Source organism: Amycolatopsis sp. cmx-11-51 (assembly GCF_047608665.1).
In the GTDB taxonomy this organism is placed as follows: domain Bacteria; phylum Actinomycetota; class Actinomycetes; order Mycobacteriales; family Pseudonocardiaceae; genus Amycolatopsis.
This window is the reverse complement of record NZ_JADNQO010000001.1, coordinates 1220367-1236126: the sequence shown is the minus strand read 5'-3', so window position 1 is coordinate 1236126 and position 15760 is coordinate 1220367. Positions and strand designations below refer to the sequence as shown.

Annotated in this window: 15 protein-coding genes; 5 read left to right on the top strand and 10 right to left on the bottom strand. The window is 67.0% G+C overall.

Annotation, left to right across the window (positions count from 1 at the left end; genetic code table 11):
• Positions 1 to 67 precede the first annotated feature (67 nt).
• The 6 genes from ptsP to ACM6LU_RS06155 all read right to left on the bottom strand — a co-directional run bounded on the left by ptsP (position 68) and on the right by ACM6LU_RS06155 (position 6725).
• Positions 68 to 1702: a phosphoenolpyruvate--protein phosphotransferase gene (gene ptsP, locus ACM6LU_RS06180; protein WP_414936561.1), complete on the bottom strand. Its 1635-nt coding sequence runs from the start codon at positions 1700 to 1702 to the stop codon at positions 68 to 70.
• 68 nt (positions 1703 to 1770) lie between these two features.
• On the bottom strand, positions 1771 to 2631 hold the full coding sequence (locus tag ACM6LU_RS06175; RefSeq protein WP_414936560.1) for a ribokinase: 861 nt from the start codon (positions 2629 to 2631) through the stop codon (positions 1771 to 1773).
• 463 nt (positions 2632 to 3094) lie between these two features.
• Complete coding sequence (locus ACM6LU_RS06170) at positions 3095 to 4627, bottom strand: DUF6346 domain-containing protein (protein ID WP_414936559.1); 1533 nt, start codon at positions 4625 to 4627, stop codon at positions 3095 to 3097.
• Between the two features lie 74 nt (positions 4628 to 4701).
• Positions 4702 to 5838 (bottom strand): WXG100 family type VII secretion target, encoded by a 1137-nt coding sequence (locus ACM6LU_RS06165; RefSeq protein ID WP_414936558.1) that lies wholly within the window; start codon positions 5836 to 5838, stop codon positions 4702 to 4704.
• A gap of 3 nt (positions 5839 to 5841) precedes the next feature.
• Positions 5842 to 6156 (bottom strand): hypothetical protein, encoded by a 315-nt coding sequence (locus tag ACM6LU_RS06160; RefSeq protein WP_414936557.1) that lies wholly within the window; start codon positions 6154 to 6156, stop codon positions 5842 to 5844.
• A gap of 23 nt (positions 6157 to 6179) precedes the next feature.
• Positions 6180 to 6725, bottom strand: coding sequence for a YbaB/EbfC family nucleoid-associated protein (locus tag ACM6LU_RS06155; RefSeq protein WP_414936556.1), 546 nt, complete (start codon positions 6723 to 6725; stop codon positions 6180 to 6182).
• A 189-nt stretch (positions 6726 to 6914) separates the two neighbouring features.
• Between ACM6LU_RS06155 and ACM6LU_RS06150 the strand changes: the two genes are divergently transcribed.
• Both ACM6LU_RS06150 and ACM6LU_RS06145 read left to right on the top strand, forming a co-directional pair.
• Entirely contained in the window at positions 6915 to 7286 is a 372-nt protein-coding gene (locus ACM6LU_RS06150; RefSeq protein ID WP_414936555.1) for a hypothetical protein, read from the top strand.
• A 39-nt stretch (positions 7287 to 7325) separates the two neighbouring features.
• Positions 7326 to 8030: a TetR/AcrR family transcriptional regulator gene (locus ACM6LU_RS06145; RefSeq protein WP_414936554.1), complete on the top strand. Its 705-nt coding sequence runs from the start codon at positions 7326 to 7328 to the stop codon at positions 8028 to 8030.
• Here the strand turns inward: ACM6LU_RS06145 and ACM6LU_RS06140 are convergent.
• From ACM6LU_RS06140 to ACM6LU_RS06130, 3 genes are all read right to left on the bottom strand, one after another.
• Positions 8027 to 8764 carry an SDR family oxidoreductase gene (locus ACM6LU_RS06140; RefSeq protein ID WP_414936553.1) on the bottom strand — a complete coding sequence of 246 codons (738 nt, stop codon included), beginning with the start codon at positions 8762 to 8764 and terminating at the stop codon, positions 8027 to 8029. The two genes, ACM6LU_RS06145 and ACM6LU_RS06140, sit on opposite strands and share 4 nt — an antisense overlap.
• A gap of 90 nt (positions 8765 to 8854) precedes the next feature.
• A complete protein-coding gene (gene leuS / locus ACM6LU_RS06135; protein ID WP_414936552.1) occupies positions 8855 to 11710 on the bottom strand; it encodes a leucine--tRNA ligase in 2856 nt (951 codons plus the stop codon).
• Positions 11711 to 11875: 165 nt separating this feature from the next.
• The gene (locus ACM6LU_RS06130; RefSeq protein ID WP_414936551.1) at positions 11876 to 13042 is read right to left on the bottom strand and encodes an esterase-like activity of phytase family protein; all 1167 of its coding nucleotides are present in this window, start codon (positions 13040 to 13042) and stop codon (positions 11876 to 11878) included.
• A 65-nt stretch (positions 13043 to 13107) separates the two neighbouring features.
• Here ACM6LU_RS06130 and ACM6LU_RS06125 point away from each other — a divergent pair, with 65 nt between their 5' ends.
• Positions 13108 to 13530, top strand: coding sequence for an SdpI family protein (locus ACM6LU_RS06125; protein WP_414936550.1), 423 nt, complete (start codon positions 13108 to 13110; stop codon positions 13528 to 13530).
• A gap of 334 nt (positions 13531 to 13864) precedes the next feature.
• Here the strand turns inward: ACM6LU_RS06125 and ACM6LU_RS06120 are convergent, their stop codons facing one another.
• Positions 13865 to 14446 (bottom strand): YqgE/AlgH family protein, encoded by a 582-nt coding sequence (locus ACM6LU_RS06120; protein ID WP_414936549.1) that lies wholly within the window; start codon positions 14444 to 14446, stop codon positions 13865 to 13867.
• Between the two features lie 415 nt (positions 14447 to 14861).
• Between ACM6LU_RS06120 and ACM6LU_RS06115 the strand changes: the two genes are divergently transcribed.
• Positions 14862 to 15422 carry a YbaB/EbfC family nucleoid-associated protein gene (locus ACM6LU_RS06115; protein WP_414936548.1) on the top strand — a complete coding sequence of 187 codons (561 nt, stop codon included), beginning with the start codon at positions 14862 to 14864 and terminating at the stop codon, positions 15420 to 15422.
• Positions 15422 to 15751: a WXG100 family type VII secretion target gene (locus ACM6LU_RS06110; protein WP_414936547.1), complete on the top strand. Its 330-nt coding sequence runs from the start codon at positions 15422 to 15424 to the stop codon at positions 15749 to 15751. Before ACM6LU_RS06115 ends, ACM6LU_RS06110 begins: the two co-directional genes overlap by 1 nt.
• Positions 15752 to 15760 lie beyond the last annotated feature (9 nt).

The following is a 15760-nucleotide window of genomic DNA, read 5'->3' as shown; positions in this document are numbered from 1 at the left end:
CGAAGCGGTGGACCGGGTTTCGACATGCCCCCGATCTTTTCCGGACCGAGGGAGCAGGGGACCTTTGCTATCGCTTCGCGGCGGCCTGCCTCGCGAGCACGGGGTCCGACGTGGCCAAGACCGCCTCGGCCAGTGCCTCGCATTCGGCCAGCGTCGTCGCGGCCAGGCTCGCGCCGACCGCGCGCACCGCGGGCGCGTTCATCGAGAGGCTGGTCAGGCCGAGCCCGGCAAGGACCAGCGCGAGCCTCGGATCGGCGGCGGCCTCACCGCAGACGCCGGCGGGCTTGCCGGTGTCCTTGGCGGCCCGGCCGATGACCTTGAGCAGGCGCAACAGACCTGGCTGCCACGGGTCGTTGAGCTTGGCGACGGCGCCGACCTGGCGATCCGCGGCGAAGGTGTACTGCGCGAGGTCGTTGGTGCCGACGGAGACGAAGTCGACCGCGTCGAGGATCTCGCGGGCGGTCAGCGCGGCGGCCGGGATCTCGATCATCACGCCCGCGCGGGCGATACCGGCGGCACGGGCGCGCTCGGCGAACCAAGCGGCCTCGGCGGCGGTGGCGACCATCGGCGCCATCACCGAAACCTCGGCACCGGAGTCCTGCGCGGCACCCGCGATGGCTTCGAGCTGGCGGTCGAGGATCTCGGGCCGGTCGAAGGCGACGCGAAGGCCGCGTACGCCGAGCGCCGGGTTGGGCTCGACTTCGGGCTCCAGGAAGGCGAGGGGCTTGTCAGCGCCCGCGTCGAGCGTGCGGACGATCACCGGCTTGCCGCGGAACGGGGCGAGCACGGCGGTGTAGGCCTCGCGCTGCTCTTCGACGCTCGGCTCGGCGGAGGCGTCGAGGTAACAGAACTCGGTGCGGAAGAGGCCGACACCTTCGGCGCCCGCCTCGGCCGCGGCCTGGGCGTCGGTGGCGGAACCGACGTTGCCGAGCACCTTCACGCGATGGCCGTCGGCGGTCGCGCCGGTGCCGTCCCACTCGATCGCGCCGGTCTTGGCGGCCGTGACGACTTCGGCGTTCGGGTCCGCGACCTCGACCACGCCGGTGTCACCGTCCACCGCAAGCGCTTGCGCGTCGAGTGCGAGAACCCCGCGGACCGCGACGACGGCGGGGATGCCGAGCGCGCGGGCGAGGATCGCGGTGTGGCTGGTGGGGCCGCCCTCTTCGGTGACGAGCGCGAGCACCTTCTCCGGGTCGAGCCCGGCGGTGTCGGCGGGGGCGAGGTCGCGCGCGACGAGCACGCTCGGCGACTCCAGGTCGGGAACGCCCGGGGGCGCGATGCCGAGCAACTCGGCGACGAGCCTGTCGCGCACGTCGAGCACGTCGCGGGCCCGCTCGGCCATGTAGCCACCGGCGGCCGAGAGCGCGTCGGCGAACTTGCCCGCCGCCTGATGAACCGCACGCGACGCGGGCAGGTTCTGCGTCTTGACCAGCTGCTCCGCCGAGGAGACGAGCGCCGGGTCGGCCGCCATCGCCGCTGTGGTGATGAGGATCGTCGCGGCCTCACCGGTCGCGGTCTCGGCCAGCTTCTCGAGCCGGGCCGCCACGATCTGGGCGGCCGGACCGATCCGGGCGGCCTCGGCGGCGGGATCGGCCGGTGCCGGTGTGCTCGACGGTTCGCCGAGGGGTTCGGCGACTCGGACGACAGGACCGCTCGCGCGGCCGGGACTGACGGCGACCCCGGTCAGTGACTCAGACGGCATGGTCTAGACCATATCTCATAGAGGGCGTGACCTGACTCATAGCCAACAGCACAACACAGAAGAAGACATCATTCCAGTTCGGATGCTGTCGGATAGGAGGGCTGCGCACCCTGACGGGTCACGGTGATCGCGGCCACTTTCACAGCCTGACGCGCCGCGTCGGCCAACCCCTCGCTTTTCGCGAGCGACGTGGCGAGCGCACCCGCGAAGGCGTCACCGGCGCCTGTGGTGTCGACGGCCTCGACCTTCGGCGACGACACCTCCGTCACACCTTCCGCGGTCACCACCATCGCCCCCTTCGCGCCGAGCGTCACGACCGCGGCCTTCGGACCGAGGTCGAGCAGCTTGGGGAAATCGGCCTCGCCGCCGAGAAGGAACGCCGCCTCGTGCTCGTTGACCAGCAGGACGTCGACGTTCTCGAGTGTTTTCGCGGAAAGTTCGGCCGCCGGCGACAGGTTCACCAGCGTCCGGACTCCGGCACCGGCCGCCTTCGCCACAGCGTGCTCGACGGTTTCGAGTGGAATCTCCAGCGACAGCACCACGATCTCCGCACCGTCGAGATCGATGTCCTCGGGCCGCAAGCCGGAGTTGGCCCCGGGCGAGACGAGAATCGAATTCTCGCCGTCGGGCGTGACTGTGATGTACGCGATCCCGGTAGGACGCTCGCTTGTGCGCAACAGCGTCGTGTTCACCCCGGACTCACCCAGCGAACGCTTGAGCAATTCACCGTACGGATCGTCGCCGACCGCTCCGAGCAGCGCGACGTCGGCTCCGAGCCGTGCCGCGGCGACCGCGGTGTTGGCGCCTTTGCCACCCGGTGACAGGACCGTGTCGCCACCGAGTACGGTTTCGCCACCACCGGGTCGCCGGTCGACCGGGACGACTAGATCGGCATTGGCTGACCCGATGACCAGTACCTGAGAAGACATGGAAGGAACCATGCCATGACCAAGAGTTGTCCGGTCATGTCCCTTCCCACAGCGAAGATGTGAAGAACTTTGTAACTTTCCTGGCGCGTAGTGCGACAATCAGACGAGCAGCGGAACGCCGTCACTCCTTCGGGGGATAACCTTCCCCCGGGCGTCACTTCGGCGATCACGCCCGCTCTTGAGATGCGTTGCCGCGTCCACGCGGTGACGTTGCCCCGATCCCGGTGAAAGCCGAGAGCGGGGCATCGGGTCGCCGGCGTCGATCACGTAGCCCCCCGAGTGATCGGCGCCGGCGGCGCCCCGTTCCAACGGACGCCGGAACTCTCCCGCCTCGATTCGCGACCGTCGCCTGACCGGGTGGATTTTGGCTTGAGATGACCCGAAAACCGCACAGTCCTGCCTCACCGGTCCGATCGGCCTTTGTTCTCCTTGCCGGTACAAACCAGGCCGCTCGTTGATGCGGTCAGCCCCCGAGAACCACAGCTCGCTCGGCCGCGCGTAAGACGCGTTTCCCTGCGGCGCGGCCGACTTTGTCGACAAGCTGGTACTCGTCGCCATCACGGGGGATTACGTGCAAGGAGTAGTACCACCGGCCGTTGCCGGGAGTCACCGGCTTCACGACTATTCCGTCGATACTCGCGAGATCGACCAGGACCTCGTTCTTCCCGATTTCGCGCCAGACCAGTGAATTCCGGCGCACCATGAAAGTCCCGCGCCGGCCCCGGTACAGGGACACGGCGAGATAGACCACCATCAGCGCGGAGATGATGAACAGGTTCACGGACGTCCCGCCCGAAGCGCCGATGGACAAAGACCAGATCACCAGAGCACAGGTCGTCAGCATCAGCAAGATACGGAACACCGAGGGGCGGCTCGAGGAAACCCGAGTGTCCACATGAACGGTTGTCCCGGCCTTTCGCCTCAACCGGACGACCGTACTCTTCGCCGGCCCGATCAAGCCGAGGCCACCTCGAGCGATCTCACGAGCCGGCCAGCTGGTCAGCCCTGGCTTGAAGTTCTCGACCACTGTGGACAAGTGCTCGGCTTCGTGGAGCGGCACGTATGGACTGAGCAGGTAGCCATGACGTGATCGGGCGCGAAACGGCTCGGCCAAGTCCGCGACGACGTCGTCATTGATGACCGAGAGATGCACCTCGACCAGATCGCCAGGACGTTCCTCGAAAACGAACTTCTCGATCTTGGACCAAGGGAGCTGCCTCGGTGAGCCGTCCCGCGCCGTCTGCTGGAAACCTCGAGCAGTCAATCGGGCCGGGATGACCGCTGCTCCTTGCGCCACCTTCATTCTGCGGCGTGCGGACGGGATGGCCACAAGTACCGACCCACCCAGCAGGCCGAATGGCGAAGCCACGAGATAGGCGGCCCAGTTCTCCGGCATCAGGCGGTAAACCGCCACGATCATCGTTCCCGCCATCACGAGCAACCCGGTTCCCAGCACCGTCAGGAACGTGAACGCAGCGAATACACCTTTTGGATCCCCACCGTCCGGAACAGGGAGAGACAGCTCCAGAGGCAGTTCGCGCGACACGGCCTTCGGGTGGGTGGGCTTCTTACTTCGCGTGAACGACGGCACGAACCAACCGGCGATGGACCTGATCCCGATGGCGTAGACGAGAAATAGTAGGCCACCGATGGCTATCGGTCCGACAACCCGGAGAAACACATACGGATGCGCGGTGTTGCGCTGCCAATCGCCGTTCGCGTACTTGACGAAGATCGGTCGTTCGCGATCGCCAGGAGTCAGCTCGTCGGGACCGAACTCGATCAAGCGCGCCTGTCGCTCAGGGCTCACCTGCACCTGTGCCGTGCATTCCCAGTAGAAACCGGCGCCCTTGAGCGAAACCGGCCCTCGTTCCGCACATTCAGCGACGAACGCCGTGGCGTCCGCGCCCACCGAGTCGGAGCCGGTAGTCGTCGCAGGGACGCCGGACAAGCGGAACAGCGTCACGACGCCGAGTACGAACAGGACGAGCAACACCCACGCCGCAGCGCGAGTGGCCGCGGTTTTGCCAGCGGATCTGATGGTTACCTCCGGAAACCGAACAGTACAGTTCAGGCCTGAATCGACCCCGATATCCGTTGGCCACCGGGCTGATCGAACACCGGCTGGACTTGTGCGTCACCGGGACGGTCAGCCATGACACCGTCCTTCTTCTTGTCGTCCTCGTCACCCTTGATCATCTTGTCGCCTGCCTCGCCTGCCTTCTTCGTCGCCTCTTTCGCCGCCTCCTTGCCGATATCGGCAGGAACCTCAGCGACCTTCTTCTTCACTTCGTCGCCGACTTCCTTCGAAACGTCGGTGACGGCCGTCTTCGCATACGCCCCCAGGGCGGCGATGTCGTCGCCCAGAGTCTTCGCCAGTCCGGAGACGTCCTTGCCAAAGTTCTTGGCCACAGCACCGCCATCAACCGACTTGAGGAGCCTCGAAGCCTCCCCGAACATCTCGCCGAGCTGCTTGACCAGCTTCGAGCCGTTGCCGAACGCCTTCGTCAACTGCTTGACCTTGTCCATGATCTTCGTGGCCCACTTGATCGCCATCGGAACACCCTCGGCGGCGAGGCCCGCCGGCATCGCGGGGCCGGGATAGCGGCAAATGATCCAGATCAGCTTCCAGACACACTCGGAAATGAGTTCGCGCACCACGCTGCGGATCACAGCGAGGATGGACTTGCACAACGCGATCATGACCGAGATGCCTTGTGCGCCGGTCGCCACACCTTCGTAAGTGTCGGCACGATCGTTCGCGAAAGCCCGGTACGCGTCGGCTGCGGGGCCGGTCCAGTTCGCCGAGTCTTTCGCCACGTCCTGCCGCAGCTCTTCAGCGACTTTCGACAACTCGTCGCCGATGTTGCTCCAAGTACCGCCCAGATTCTCCAGCGTGACCTGATCGCCCGTCAGCCAATCGAGGGGCTCCCGAAGGAAACTCACATGTTCGATCACCCAGCCGATCCCGGCCTTGGCGAGGGCTCCGAGCGGATCCGACATGTCCGAGGCGAAGGAAACTCCTCCCAACACGAGGTTGGCCAGCCCTTCGCCCCAATCTCCCGACCCCATCTTGATGACGGCATCACCGAAATCCTGGAGCAGACCCGCCCCTTCGAGCGGGCTCTCCTTCGCGGCTCCATCAGTGGCGACCAGGCGATTGGGCGAATGCGGGCTCGGTGTGGTGATCACGGGATTCTCAGCCATGCGTCAGTCCTGCACCTTGAAGAGGTTCTTGTACTCGTCCTCGGTAATTTCCTTGCGCTGCTGCCAAGTCCCGACCCGGTCGGCGTGATCGTCAGCAGCGTCAGCGGCCGCTTTGACCGCGTCTTCCGCGACTGACTGCCCGACCGCGAAGGCAGCAGCGAGCGTAATCCCGACCAGGCCGAAAGCCTCGGGATGCATCGTCTGTCCCGCGGCGGCGAGCGCGGTGTTGATCCGACCGGTGAGACCATCCAGCTTGTCGCGATGCGCTTGCAGAACCGCCGGATCTACCTGGAAGCCCGGTCCTGGTGGCTGACTCATGTTCCCCTCCCTCAAGTACCCGCTCAGCGCAGGAAGTCGCCGCCGGTGAAGTAGTCGTCCTCGTGGTCCGTCTGCTGCCTGCGCGCGGCACGCGGCAGCGCGGCGGGAGGAGCCGGAGGCACGGGCGGTTTGGGAGCCGGCGGAGGCGCGTCGAGTTCGTCTTCGGCGACGAAGCGGTCGTCCTCGTCCACCGTCCGGTGGCCGCCCTCGACGTAGCCCGTCGGCTCGGGTTCGGGGTACTCGTTGTGCAGCTGGTCGACCAGCTCGTTCATCGTCTCGCTGCCCGCGATGGACGGGACGCCGGTCTGCATCGCGCCTGCCAGTTTGCTCTGGGCACTTTGGACGACGCGGAGGATCTCCTGCGCGAGCGCGGGGTTGTCCCGCGCCGACGGGCCGATCTCCAGGCCCACCAGGTTCCCCGCATGGTTGACCTTGACCGAGATCTGGCCGTCCTTGCTGCGTTCCGACACCGAGACGCTTTCGATCTCGGTGCGCATTTGATTCGCCTTCCGCTGGGCGTCGGCCAGCTTGGCCTCGAAATCAGCGAAGAGCTGCTCAGGGTTCGACACGCGAACCTCCCCTGTTCACGTCGTAGCCATTCGGCGACCGAGTGTGGCATACCCGTCTGACATCGGGGAACGTTTCGCGCGTATCCACACTCCGGTCGCGTGGATCACCACAGCGGCCCCGGATTTCCCTACCCGGTACGGCGGCTGCCCCGGTGTTTATCCAGGTCATCGGCCCATAGCGTGCTGTTCATGACGATTTCGGACTGGAAACGCGCGATCTACGCGCTTCTCGCACTTCCGGGCTTCCTCGGTGGTGCGAAGGCCCAGCGCGGGCTCGCTCGGCGCTGGATCGGGCATGACGGCGGGGCACGGCCGCGGTTCGTGGCGGCCTTCGGTCCGAGTGTGGTCGCGTTCCTGCTCGCTTTGCTGCTCTTCTATCTTGTCGGGCGCATCGCGACGTACGGGATCTTCTGGTCGGGCAGCGATCCGGAGGGCACGTGGGGCGGGCCGACGCTGGCGGGGGCGTGGATCGTGCACTTCTTCGTCGCGCTCGGGATGGCCGTTCCGGTCTTCCTGGCGCTGCGGCCACTCACCAGGCTCCAGGCTCGCCTTCTGGGTTGATCCCCGGTAATGGGCGCACTGACCACCTAGAATGCCCGGATGAACAACCCCAGCCGCAGGGGCCGCGAGCGGGCTGCGACCGATCAGGACATCCGCCGGACGGCGCGGGCGCTCCTGGTCGAGCAGGGCCCGGAGGCCGTGACGCTGCGGGCGATCGCACGCGAACTCGGCATCACGGCGCCTGCCTTGTACCGCTACTACGGGTCTCGTGACGATCTGGTCGAGCACCTTCGCGCGGACGTCGTCGCGGATCTCGCCGACGACATCGCGCAGCTCCCGGACGAGGGCGCGCTTCAGCTTTTCGCCATCTGCAAGGGATTCCGGCGGTGGGCGCTCGCACACACCAAGGAGTTCACACTGGTCTTCGCGTCACCGGCGGGAGACGCGGGGAACCGGCTGGACGAGCCGTTCGGGCGGATCTTCCTCGCCGCGGCGGGCCGGGTGCTCGCGATGCACGACCTGGTGACGCCGTCGAACGACGTGGTCCCCGCCGAGCTGCGCGACGATCTCACGTCGTTCCAGGCGGAATTGCTGGCCGTGTTGAAGGAATCCGGTGCGGAGTTCCCGCTGGAGAAGCTCGACCTCGGCGTGACGTACCTGATGATCCAGTTCTGGGCCCGGCTCTACGGGCACGTCACGCTCGAGGTCTTCGGCAACTATCCGATCCCGTTCTCGAAACCGGACGTCCTCTTCGACGCGATGCTGGCCGATCTCGCGCGCGAGATCGGCCTGACCACCGGCTAGGCCGCGTGCCCGCCGTCGACCGAAACGGTCGTGGCGGTCACGTACTTGCTTTCCGGCCGCGCCAGGAACGACACCGTGGCGGCGACCTCCGACGGCGAGCCGTAGCGGTCGAACACCGTCAGGCCCCGCTGGTCGGCGGCGTACGGACCGTCGACCGGGTTCATGTCGGTGTCGGTCGGGCCGGGGTGCACGATGTTGACGGTGATGCCGCGCGGCCCCAGCTCCCTGGCCAATCCCTTGGTCAAGCCCAGCAGCGCGGTCTTGCTCACCGCGTACAGCGACATCCCCGGACCGGGCACGCGGTCCGAAATGCAGCTGCCGATGGTGATCACGCGACCGCCGTCGCCGAGGTGCCGGGCCGCGGCCTGGGAGGCCACGTAGACACCGCGGACGTTGACCGCGAGCACCCGGTCGATGTCCGCCAGGCTCGTCTGGTCGAGCGGGCCGACGAAACCGACGCCCGCGTTGTTGACCAGCACGTCGAGCCTGCCGAATTCGGCGACCGTCGTTTCGACGGCCGAGGAGATCGCGGCGGCGTCGGCGCTGTCGGCCTGGACCGCCAGCGCGCGGCGGCCGAGAGCCTTGATCTTGTCCACGACACCGGCCGCGAGTCCGGCGTTGTGCTGATAGGTGAGTGCGACGTCAGCGCCGTCCTCGGCGAGCCGGATCGCCGTGGCGGCACCGATCCCGCGGCTGCCGCCGGTCACCAATGCCACCTTGCCGTCGAGGGTCATGCGGTGTTCTCCGTTCGATTTCGTTGTCTTTGAACAACTCCATCGAATCGCCTCATGACCCTCGACGCTGGCGCCTTTCGGCCGTCGCGGCTACAGGACGATGTTGACCAAACGCCCTGGGACGACGATCACCTTGCGCGGTGTGCCGTCGCCGACCAGGGCGGCGACCTTCTCGTCGGCCAGCGCGGCCGCCTGCACGGCGTCCTTGCCCGCGTCGGCGGGCACGGTGACACGCGAACGCACCTTGCCGTTGACCTGGATCGGATACTCCACGGTGTCCTCGACCAGGTACTTCTCGTCGACGACCGGGAACGGCCCGTGCACCAGGGAATCCGCGTGGCCCAGGCGCTTCCACAGCTCCTCGGCCAGGTGCGGGGCCAGCGGCGCCAGCATCAGCACCAGCGGCTCCACCAGTTCCCGCGGCGTGGCCTCGGCGCCGCCATAGGTCTTGGTGACGTAGTTGTTCAGCTCGATCAGCTTCGCGCCGGCCGTGTTGAACCGCAGTTCCGCGTAGTCCTCGCGGACACCGGCGACCGCCTTGTGCAGCTGCTTGCGATCGGCGTCCGTCGCATCCACTGTGGACACCCGCAGCTCGCCGGTTTCCTCGTTGACGACCAGTCGCCACAGGCGCTGCAGGAATCGTTGCGCGCCAACGACGTCCTTGGTCGCCCACGGCCGCGAGACGTCCAGCGGGCCCATCGACATCTCGTAGAAACGGAAGGTGTCGGCACCGTAGTCGGCGGCCATCTGGTCAGGCGTTACGACATTTTTCAGGCTCTTGCCCATCTTGCCGTATTCCTGCTTGACCTCTTCGTCACCGGAGAAGAACTTGCCGTCGCGTTCCTCGACCTGGTCGGCCTGAACGTAGACGCCGCGGGAATCGGTGTAGGCGTACGCCTGGACGTATCCCTGGTTGAACAGCTTCCGGTACGGCTCCTTGGACGACACATGGCCCAGGTCGAACAGCACCTTGTGCCAGAACCGCGAGTACAGCAGGTGCAGCACCGCGTGCTCGACGCCGCCGACGTACAAGTCCGTGCCGCCCGGATCGTCGACGCCGTGCTCGGCGGGCCGCGGACCGACCCAGTACTCCTCGTTCTCGGGCGCGACGAACACGTCCGGGTTGGTCGGGTCCAGATACCGCAGCTGGTACCAGCAGGAACCCGCCCAGTTGGGCATGGTGTTGATGTCTCGGCGGTAGGTCTTCTCGCCGTTGCCCAGGTCCAGTTCGACCTCGACCCAGTCGGTGGCGCGCGCCAGCGGCGAGGACGGCGTGCTGTCTTTGTCCTCCGGGTCGAAGGTCACCGGCGAGTAGTCGGCGACCTCGGGCAATTCGATCGGCAGCATGCTGTCCGGCAGCGCGTGGACCTGGCCGTCTTCGTCGTAGACGACCGGGAACGGCTCGCCCCAGTAACGCTGGCGCGAGAACAGCCAGTCGCGCAGCTTGTACTGGACGGTGCCGCGGCCGTGGCCGTGCTCCTCCAGCCAGCCGATCATCGTCTTCTTGGCCTCGTCGACGCCCATGCCGTCCAAGAACCCAGAGTTGATCGCCGGTCCGTCGCCGGTGAAAGCCAGCTCGCCGAAGCCTTCCGTCGGCTGGACGGTGCGGATGATCTCCAGGCCGAACTTCTCGGCGAATTCCCAGTCACGTGTGTCCTGGCCGGGGACGGCCATGATCGCGCCGGTGCCGTAGCCCATCAGGACGTAGTCGGCGACGAAGACCGGGATTTCCTTGCCGTCGGCCGGATTCACCGCGTAGGAGCCGGTGAAGACGCCGGTCTTCTCCTTGTTCTCCTGACGGTCCAATTCGGACTTCCGCGACGCGGCGACCCGGTAGGCGGCGATGGCCTCGGCCGGGTTCGCGGCTTCACCGGTCCACCGGGCGTCGACGCCTTCCGGCCAGGTGGCGGCGGTCAGCTCGTCGACCAGCGGATGCTCGGGCGCGACCACCAGGTACGTGGCACCGAACAGGGTGTCCGGGCGGGTGGTGAAGACCTCGATCCTCCGCTCGCCGGACTCGAAAGAGACGCGCGCGCCGTGCGAGCGGCCGATCCAGTTGCGCTGCATGGCCTTGACCTTTTCCGGCCAGTCCAGCAGGTCCAGGTCGTCGACCAGCCGATCGGCGTAGGCGGTGATCCGCATCATCCACTGCCGCAGGCTGCGCCGGAACACCGGGAAATTGCCGCGCTCGCTGCGGCCGTCGGAGGTAACCTCCTCGTTCGACAGCACCGTGCCCAGCCCGGGGCACCAGTTCACCGGCGCCTCGGAGATGTAGACCAGCCGGTGCGAGTCGATGATCTCCAGTTGCTCGGCGCGGGTCAGCTCACACCAGTTGCGGCCGTCCGGCGTCCGGCGTTCGTCCTGCGCGTACTCGGTCTCCAGGTCGACGATCGGGCGAGCTTTACCTGCCTTTTCGTCGTACCAGGAGTTGAAGATCTGCAGGAAGATCCACTGGGTCCACTTGTAGTAGTCCGGGTCGATCGTGGAGACGCGGCGGCGCTCGTCGTGTCCAAGACCCAGGCGCCGGATCTGGCGCAGGTAGGTCTGCATGTTCTCTTCGGTGGTCTTGCGCGGGTGCTGCCCGGTCTGGACCGCGTACTGCTCCGCGGGCAGGCCGAAGGCGTCGAAGCCCATCGTGTGCAGCACGTTCCGGCCGATCATGCGGTGGTACCGCGCGAAAACGTCGGTCGCGATGAAGCCCAACGGGTGCCCGACGTGCAGGCCCGCGCCCGACGGGTACGGGAACATGTCCTGGACGAACAGCTTGTCCGACCCGACGTCGCCGCTGTCGTCCGCGAGCGGGCCGACCGGGTTCGGCGCGTGGTAGGTGCCGTGGTCGGACCAGTAGTCCTGCCAGCGCTGCTCGATCTGGCCCGCCAGCTCCGCGGTGTAGCGGTGCTGAGGGGCCGAGTCGGCGCCGCTGGGCGCTTCGCTCGCCTGGTTCATCGATCCTCCGTGCTCTTCCACGTCAAGCCACTCCAAAAACAACTCGACCCCCCAGCCCGGAGGGCATGAGGGGTCGCCGCGCTGGTCCCGGCCGATTGGCCGAGGTCAGCGCGGCAGGCCAAGGAGCAGCCGAGCCATGTTCATGAGACCAGTTTAACCCGCTGGTCAAAGCCGTTCCGAGGGGACCGCCAGAGCGATGAACTGGGTCACCTGCGTCGCCGAGAAGTTGTTGTCGCTGACGAGCACCAGACTGCGCTCGCCGCTGCGCAGGCGCGGGCCCCACGTCATCCCCTCGACGTTGTCCACAGTGGACAACTTGAAGTCCGCGAGGTCGGCGAGCAGGCGCTTCTTGGCTGGTTTGACGTTCTTGGCGTCGGCAAGCGAAGGTGTTTTCGCGATGTTCGTGGCGCCCTTGGTGTCGATTTCGTAGATCCGGATCTTGTTGCCGACACCGGTGACGAACGAGCGTTCCATGACGAGGTAGCGCGTCGGGTCGGCCTGGTCGACGGCCAGCAGCGACGAGACGCCGGTGGTCGCGAACGCGCCGGGTGGGTTCGGTGACGCGAAGACCTTCTCCTGTGGGTACGCGTACTGCGCGAGCACCGGCCCGAAGCGCGACTGCAGCGTGATGCGCGAAAGGGCGCCCGACGTGGTGTTCGCTTCCGGGCCGTCCTGCAGCAGCGGCCCCTCGACCGAACTCGCGACGAGCGAGCCGAAACCGGCGAAGGTGAGGCCTTCGAGGACGAGGTTCTGCCTCGGCCCCACGGTCGCGGTCATCTTCTCGTTGGCGGGGATCGGCAGGTCGCGGACATAGGCCCCGTCGCGTTTCGCTTCGCGGATCGACGGGTCGATCAGGGCGGCACCGAATCGCTCGCCCTCCTGCGACCAGAGGTAGTGGCCGGTCCACGGGTCGACCCGCAGTTCTTCGGGGTCGATGGTCTGCATGTTCGGCGGCCGAGCGGGGTCGTTCTTCGCCAGTGGCGGGTACGTCGTGCCGTCGGGCCGCAGGAACGGCTTGGTGCCGGTGAAAGTGACCGGTCCGAGTCCCTTGGCGTCCAGGGAGAACTTCGCCGTGTAGAACCGCGCGGGGTTGAGGGCGGACCGGTCGTCGCAGATCAGCGCGTACTCACCGGTGCGGTGGTCGTAGTCGATGCTGGACAGACCTCCGACGACGGTGCCCTGGTAGAGCAGCGAATTCGGGACGATCTGTTCGCCGAGCAACCGCAACGGACGGTGCTCGGCCTGGGCGGCGGGGACCGCCATCAAGGTGAGGGGAACGGCCCCGATCAGGGCGGCGGCTAGGCTCCGTGGTTTCAGGACGCGGCGTGACATGGCCTGTAGCACAGTCGATCAGGGTATCCGGGAGGTTGCCGGAACGTCACGCTTATCCTCGTGGAGTGTTCGTCATAGCGCTGGTCCCGATCGTGCTGGGTGTCCTTGTCGGCTGGGGTGGGTTCCTCGGTCTGCGCGAGAAGCTGCCGCGTGACCGCGGCGCGGGCGTGCGCACCGCCGCCACGATGCGCAGCGACGACGCCTTCCGCCTCGGCAACAAGGTCGCCGGGCTCCCGACGCTGGCCGGTGGCGTGATCGCCGTGCTCGCGGGCGCCGCCGCGCTCGTCATGCCGACGACGTCCGGGCTCGTGCTCGCCTCGGTGGTGGGTGTACTCGGACTGATCGCGCTGGTCGCCGCCGGGGGAGTGCTCGGCAACCGTGCCGCCGCGACCGTCCCGGAGCCCGAACCAGCGCGGCCCGCCGGTTGCAGTGGCTGCGCCTGCGGGACCTGCGGCGTCTTCAAGAAGGCCGACACCGCCACCGCCTAGACGGTTGATTCCGTGAAAATCACGTGAAGCTCGGCGAGGCGCTGCGACTGTCCACAGAGGACGCTTTTCGAGTCACATCGTCCGATTGGGTGCCGTATGTCCGTATCGTCAAGGTTGGTGAAGGCCTCCTTGCCTACTTGAGGATCAGGGTCCCGGCAAAGTCGTGTTCACACTGCTCAGAGGCGCTTGGCGCGAATCTCCCGGTTCGTTTGGTGTCCCCAATGTGGCATTGGGGACACCAGGACCAAGTGCCGGACCACGCCCCCATGACGCGTTCGCGCCGAAGGGGCGTTCGCGGGGTTGCACTTCGCGCGATCTTCACGGAATCAGTCATCTAGTTGCGCTGGAGGTCTCCCGGGTGGGTGGCCAGCAGCGCCAGCGGGATGCCCTGACGACGCAGCACCTGACCCCAGAGGTCGTGGTGCGGCGAGGCGAGGACATCGCTGGGCAGCGCGGGGACGATCACCCAGTCGTCGCGTTCGATCTCGCTCGCGAGCTGACCGGAGTCCCAACCCGCGTACCCGGCGAAGACCCGCACCCCGCGGACCTTCGGGACCAGGATCTCGGGATCGGTGTCGAGGTCGACCAAGGCGACCGGGCCGCGCACCGCGATCACGCCGGGCACGCTGGACGCCGTCTCGCCGGTCCGCAGCGCGGCAAGGCACAGGGCGGTCTTCTTCTCCACCGGCCCGCCGACGAACACCGACTGCGGTTCGGCGACGTGTCCACCCCAGTTGGGGAGCACGTCGTAGACCGGGACGTCACTCGGCCGGTTGAGCACGACGCCGAGCGTTCCCTCGTCCCGGTGATCGATGACGAACACGACGGTCCGCTTGAAATGGGGATCGAACATCGTGGGGGCGGCGACCAGGAGCGTTCCCGGTTCGACCTCGGCGTCCACTGGCACATCCGCCATGATCCCACTTCGAGTGGAGACAAATCGTCCGGCCAGGGAACAACAGCATCACGAGCACCGTTGGACACAGAGGTCGGTGCGCTTTCCGTGTCCCCCGGGCTCACTGAAGAACCGCCTTTGTGGAATACCGTCCGGCTGGAGCCACACTGCGCATAGCCGCCGAGAGGCGACCCTAAAGCGCACCGGCCGCCTTCTCGTTCTTCCTGGTGACCGGTGGTCGCGGCCCCCGCCGGCGGGGGCCGCCGGTCACGTTCTCACCGTGCGAAAACGGAGAACACGCGATACCGCTCCGCCGTTGGCATTAGGGTGACGCTACCGACACCGGGTGGCGTATGCCCGGGATCAAGCACTCGCGGGGGCTCAAGTGACGACGGCCGGCGACGACAGCGCACGCCTCGAAGCGCGTAATGCCGCCATGAAAGACCAGGTCGACACGCTGCTCGAACAGTTCGAGCGCCAAACGGCCCAGCTTCGGGACGCACAGGACGCCGCGTCGCAGCTGGCCGCGACGGTGGTTTCGCAGGACGGCCTCGTCCGCGCCACCATCGACTCCACCGGCACGCTGAGCAAACTCGAGATCCAGCCGAACGCCTTCGAGCGCACCAACCCCGCGCAGCTGGCCAACACCGTGCTGACCCTGGTGCGCCAGGGATCGCTGCAGGTCAAGCAGCAGGTCGCCGAGCTGATGGCCCCGATCACCGAAGGACTGCCGGACCTCTCGGACCTCATCGAAGGCGCACCGTCGCTGCAGGGGCTGATGCCCGTGATCCCGGACTTCCTCGCCGAAGAGGAGGAGCCTGCGCCGGTGAAGTCCGACGCCGACTTCGAGGATCCGCTGCTGCGCAAAGACGACGTCCCACCGCCGCCTCCGGCACCGCCCGTCCCGCCCGCGCCGAAACCGATCCCGAAACGGGTGCGTCAGCAGGACGACAATGAGGAAGAGCCGCCTTCGAGCTGGCTGACCAGGGGCGTTTGATGACGAGCGGTGGTGGCGGTGGCGGATTCACCGCGGATCCGGACGTGGTCGTCACGGCCGCGGCCAAGCTGGGAATTGCCGCGGATCAGCTGGACGACGCCGGCAAGGAACTGATGGCGGCGATCAACTCGCTCGGCCAGTGCTGGGGGAACGACGACGCCGGCAAGGAGTTCGCGAAGGACTACGAGCCGGGCGCGCAGGGTTCGTCCGAGGGGTTCGCGAACATCGTCGAGGCGCTGCGGGGCATGCAGCACAACGTCGAACGGTCGATGACGGCGTTCAAGAACGCCGAAGAAGAGATCAAGACGACGCTGGACAAGAAGGTCTAGCGCCGTGGG

Coding starts and splice junctions, on each gene's coding strand:
- ptsP (WP_414936561.1), bottom strand. CDS start 1,702: ATGCCGTCTGAGTCACTGACCGGGGTCGCCGTCAGTCCCGGCCGCGCG.
- ACM6LU_RS06175 (WP_414936560.1), bottom strand. CDS start 2,631: ATGTCTTCTCAGGTACTGGTCATCGGGTCAGCCAATGCCGATCTAGTC.
- ACM6LU_RS06165 (WP_414936558.1), bottom strand. CDS start 5,838: ATGGCTGAGAATCCCGTGATCACCACACCGAGCCCGCATTCGCCCAAT.
- ACM6LU_RS06160 (WP_414936557.1), bottom strand. CDS start 6,156: ATGAGTCAGCCACCAGGACCGGGCTTCCAGGTAGATCCGGCGGTTCTG.
- ACM6LU_RS06150 (WP_414936555.1), top strand. CDS start 6,915: ATGACGATTTCGGACTGGAAACGCGCGATCTACGCGCTTCTCGCACTT.
- ACM6LU_RS06145 (WP_414936554.1), top strand. CDS start 7,326: ATGAACAACCCCAGCCGCAGGGGCCGCGAGCGGGCTGCGACCGATCAG.
- ACM6LU_RS06140 (WP_414936553.1), bottom strand. CDS start 8,764: ATGACCCTCGACGGCAAGGTGGCATTGGTGACCGGCGGCAGCCGCGGG.
- leuS (WP_414936552.1), bottom strand. CDS start 11,710: ATGAACCAGGCGAGCGAAGCGCCCAGCGGCGCCGACTCGGCCCCTCAG.
- ACM6LU_RS06130 (WP_414936551.1), bottom strand. CDS start 13,042: ATGTCACGCCGCGTCCTGAAACCACGGAGCCTAGCCGCCGCCCTGATC.
- ACM6LU_RS06120 (WP_414936549.1), bottom strand. CDS start 14,446: ATGGCGGATGTGCCAGTGGACGCCGAGGTCGAACCGGGAACGCTCCTG.
- ACM6LU_RS06115 (WP_414936548.1), top strand. CDS start 14,862: ATGAAAGACCAGGTCGACACGCTGCTCGAACAGTTCGAGCGCCAAACG.
- ACM6LU_RS06110 (WP_414936547.1), top strand. CDS start 15,422: ATGACGAGCGGTGGTGGCGGTGGCGGATTCACCGCGGATCCGGACGTG.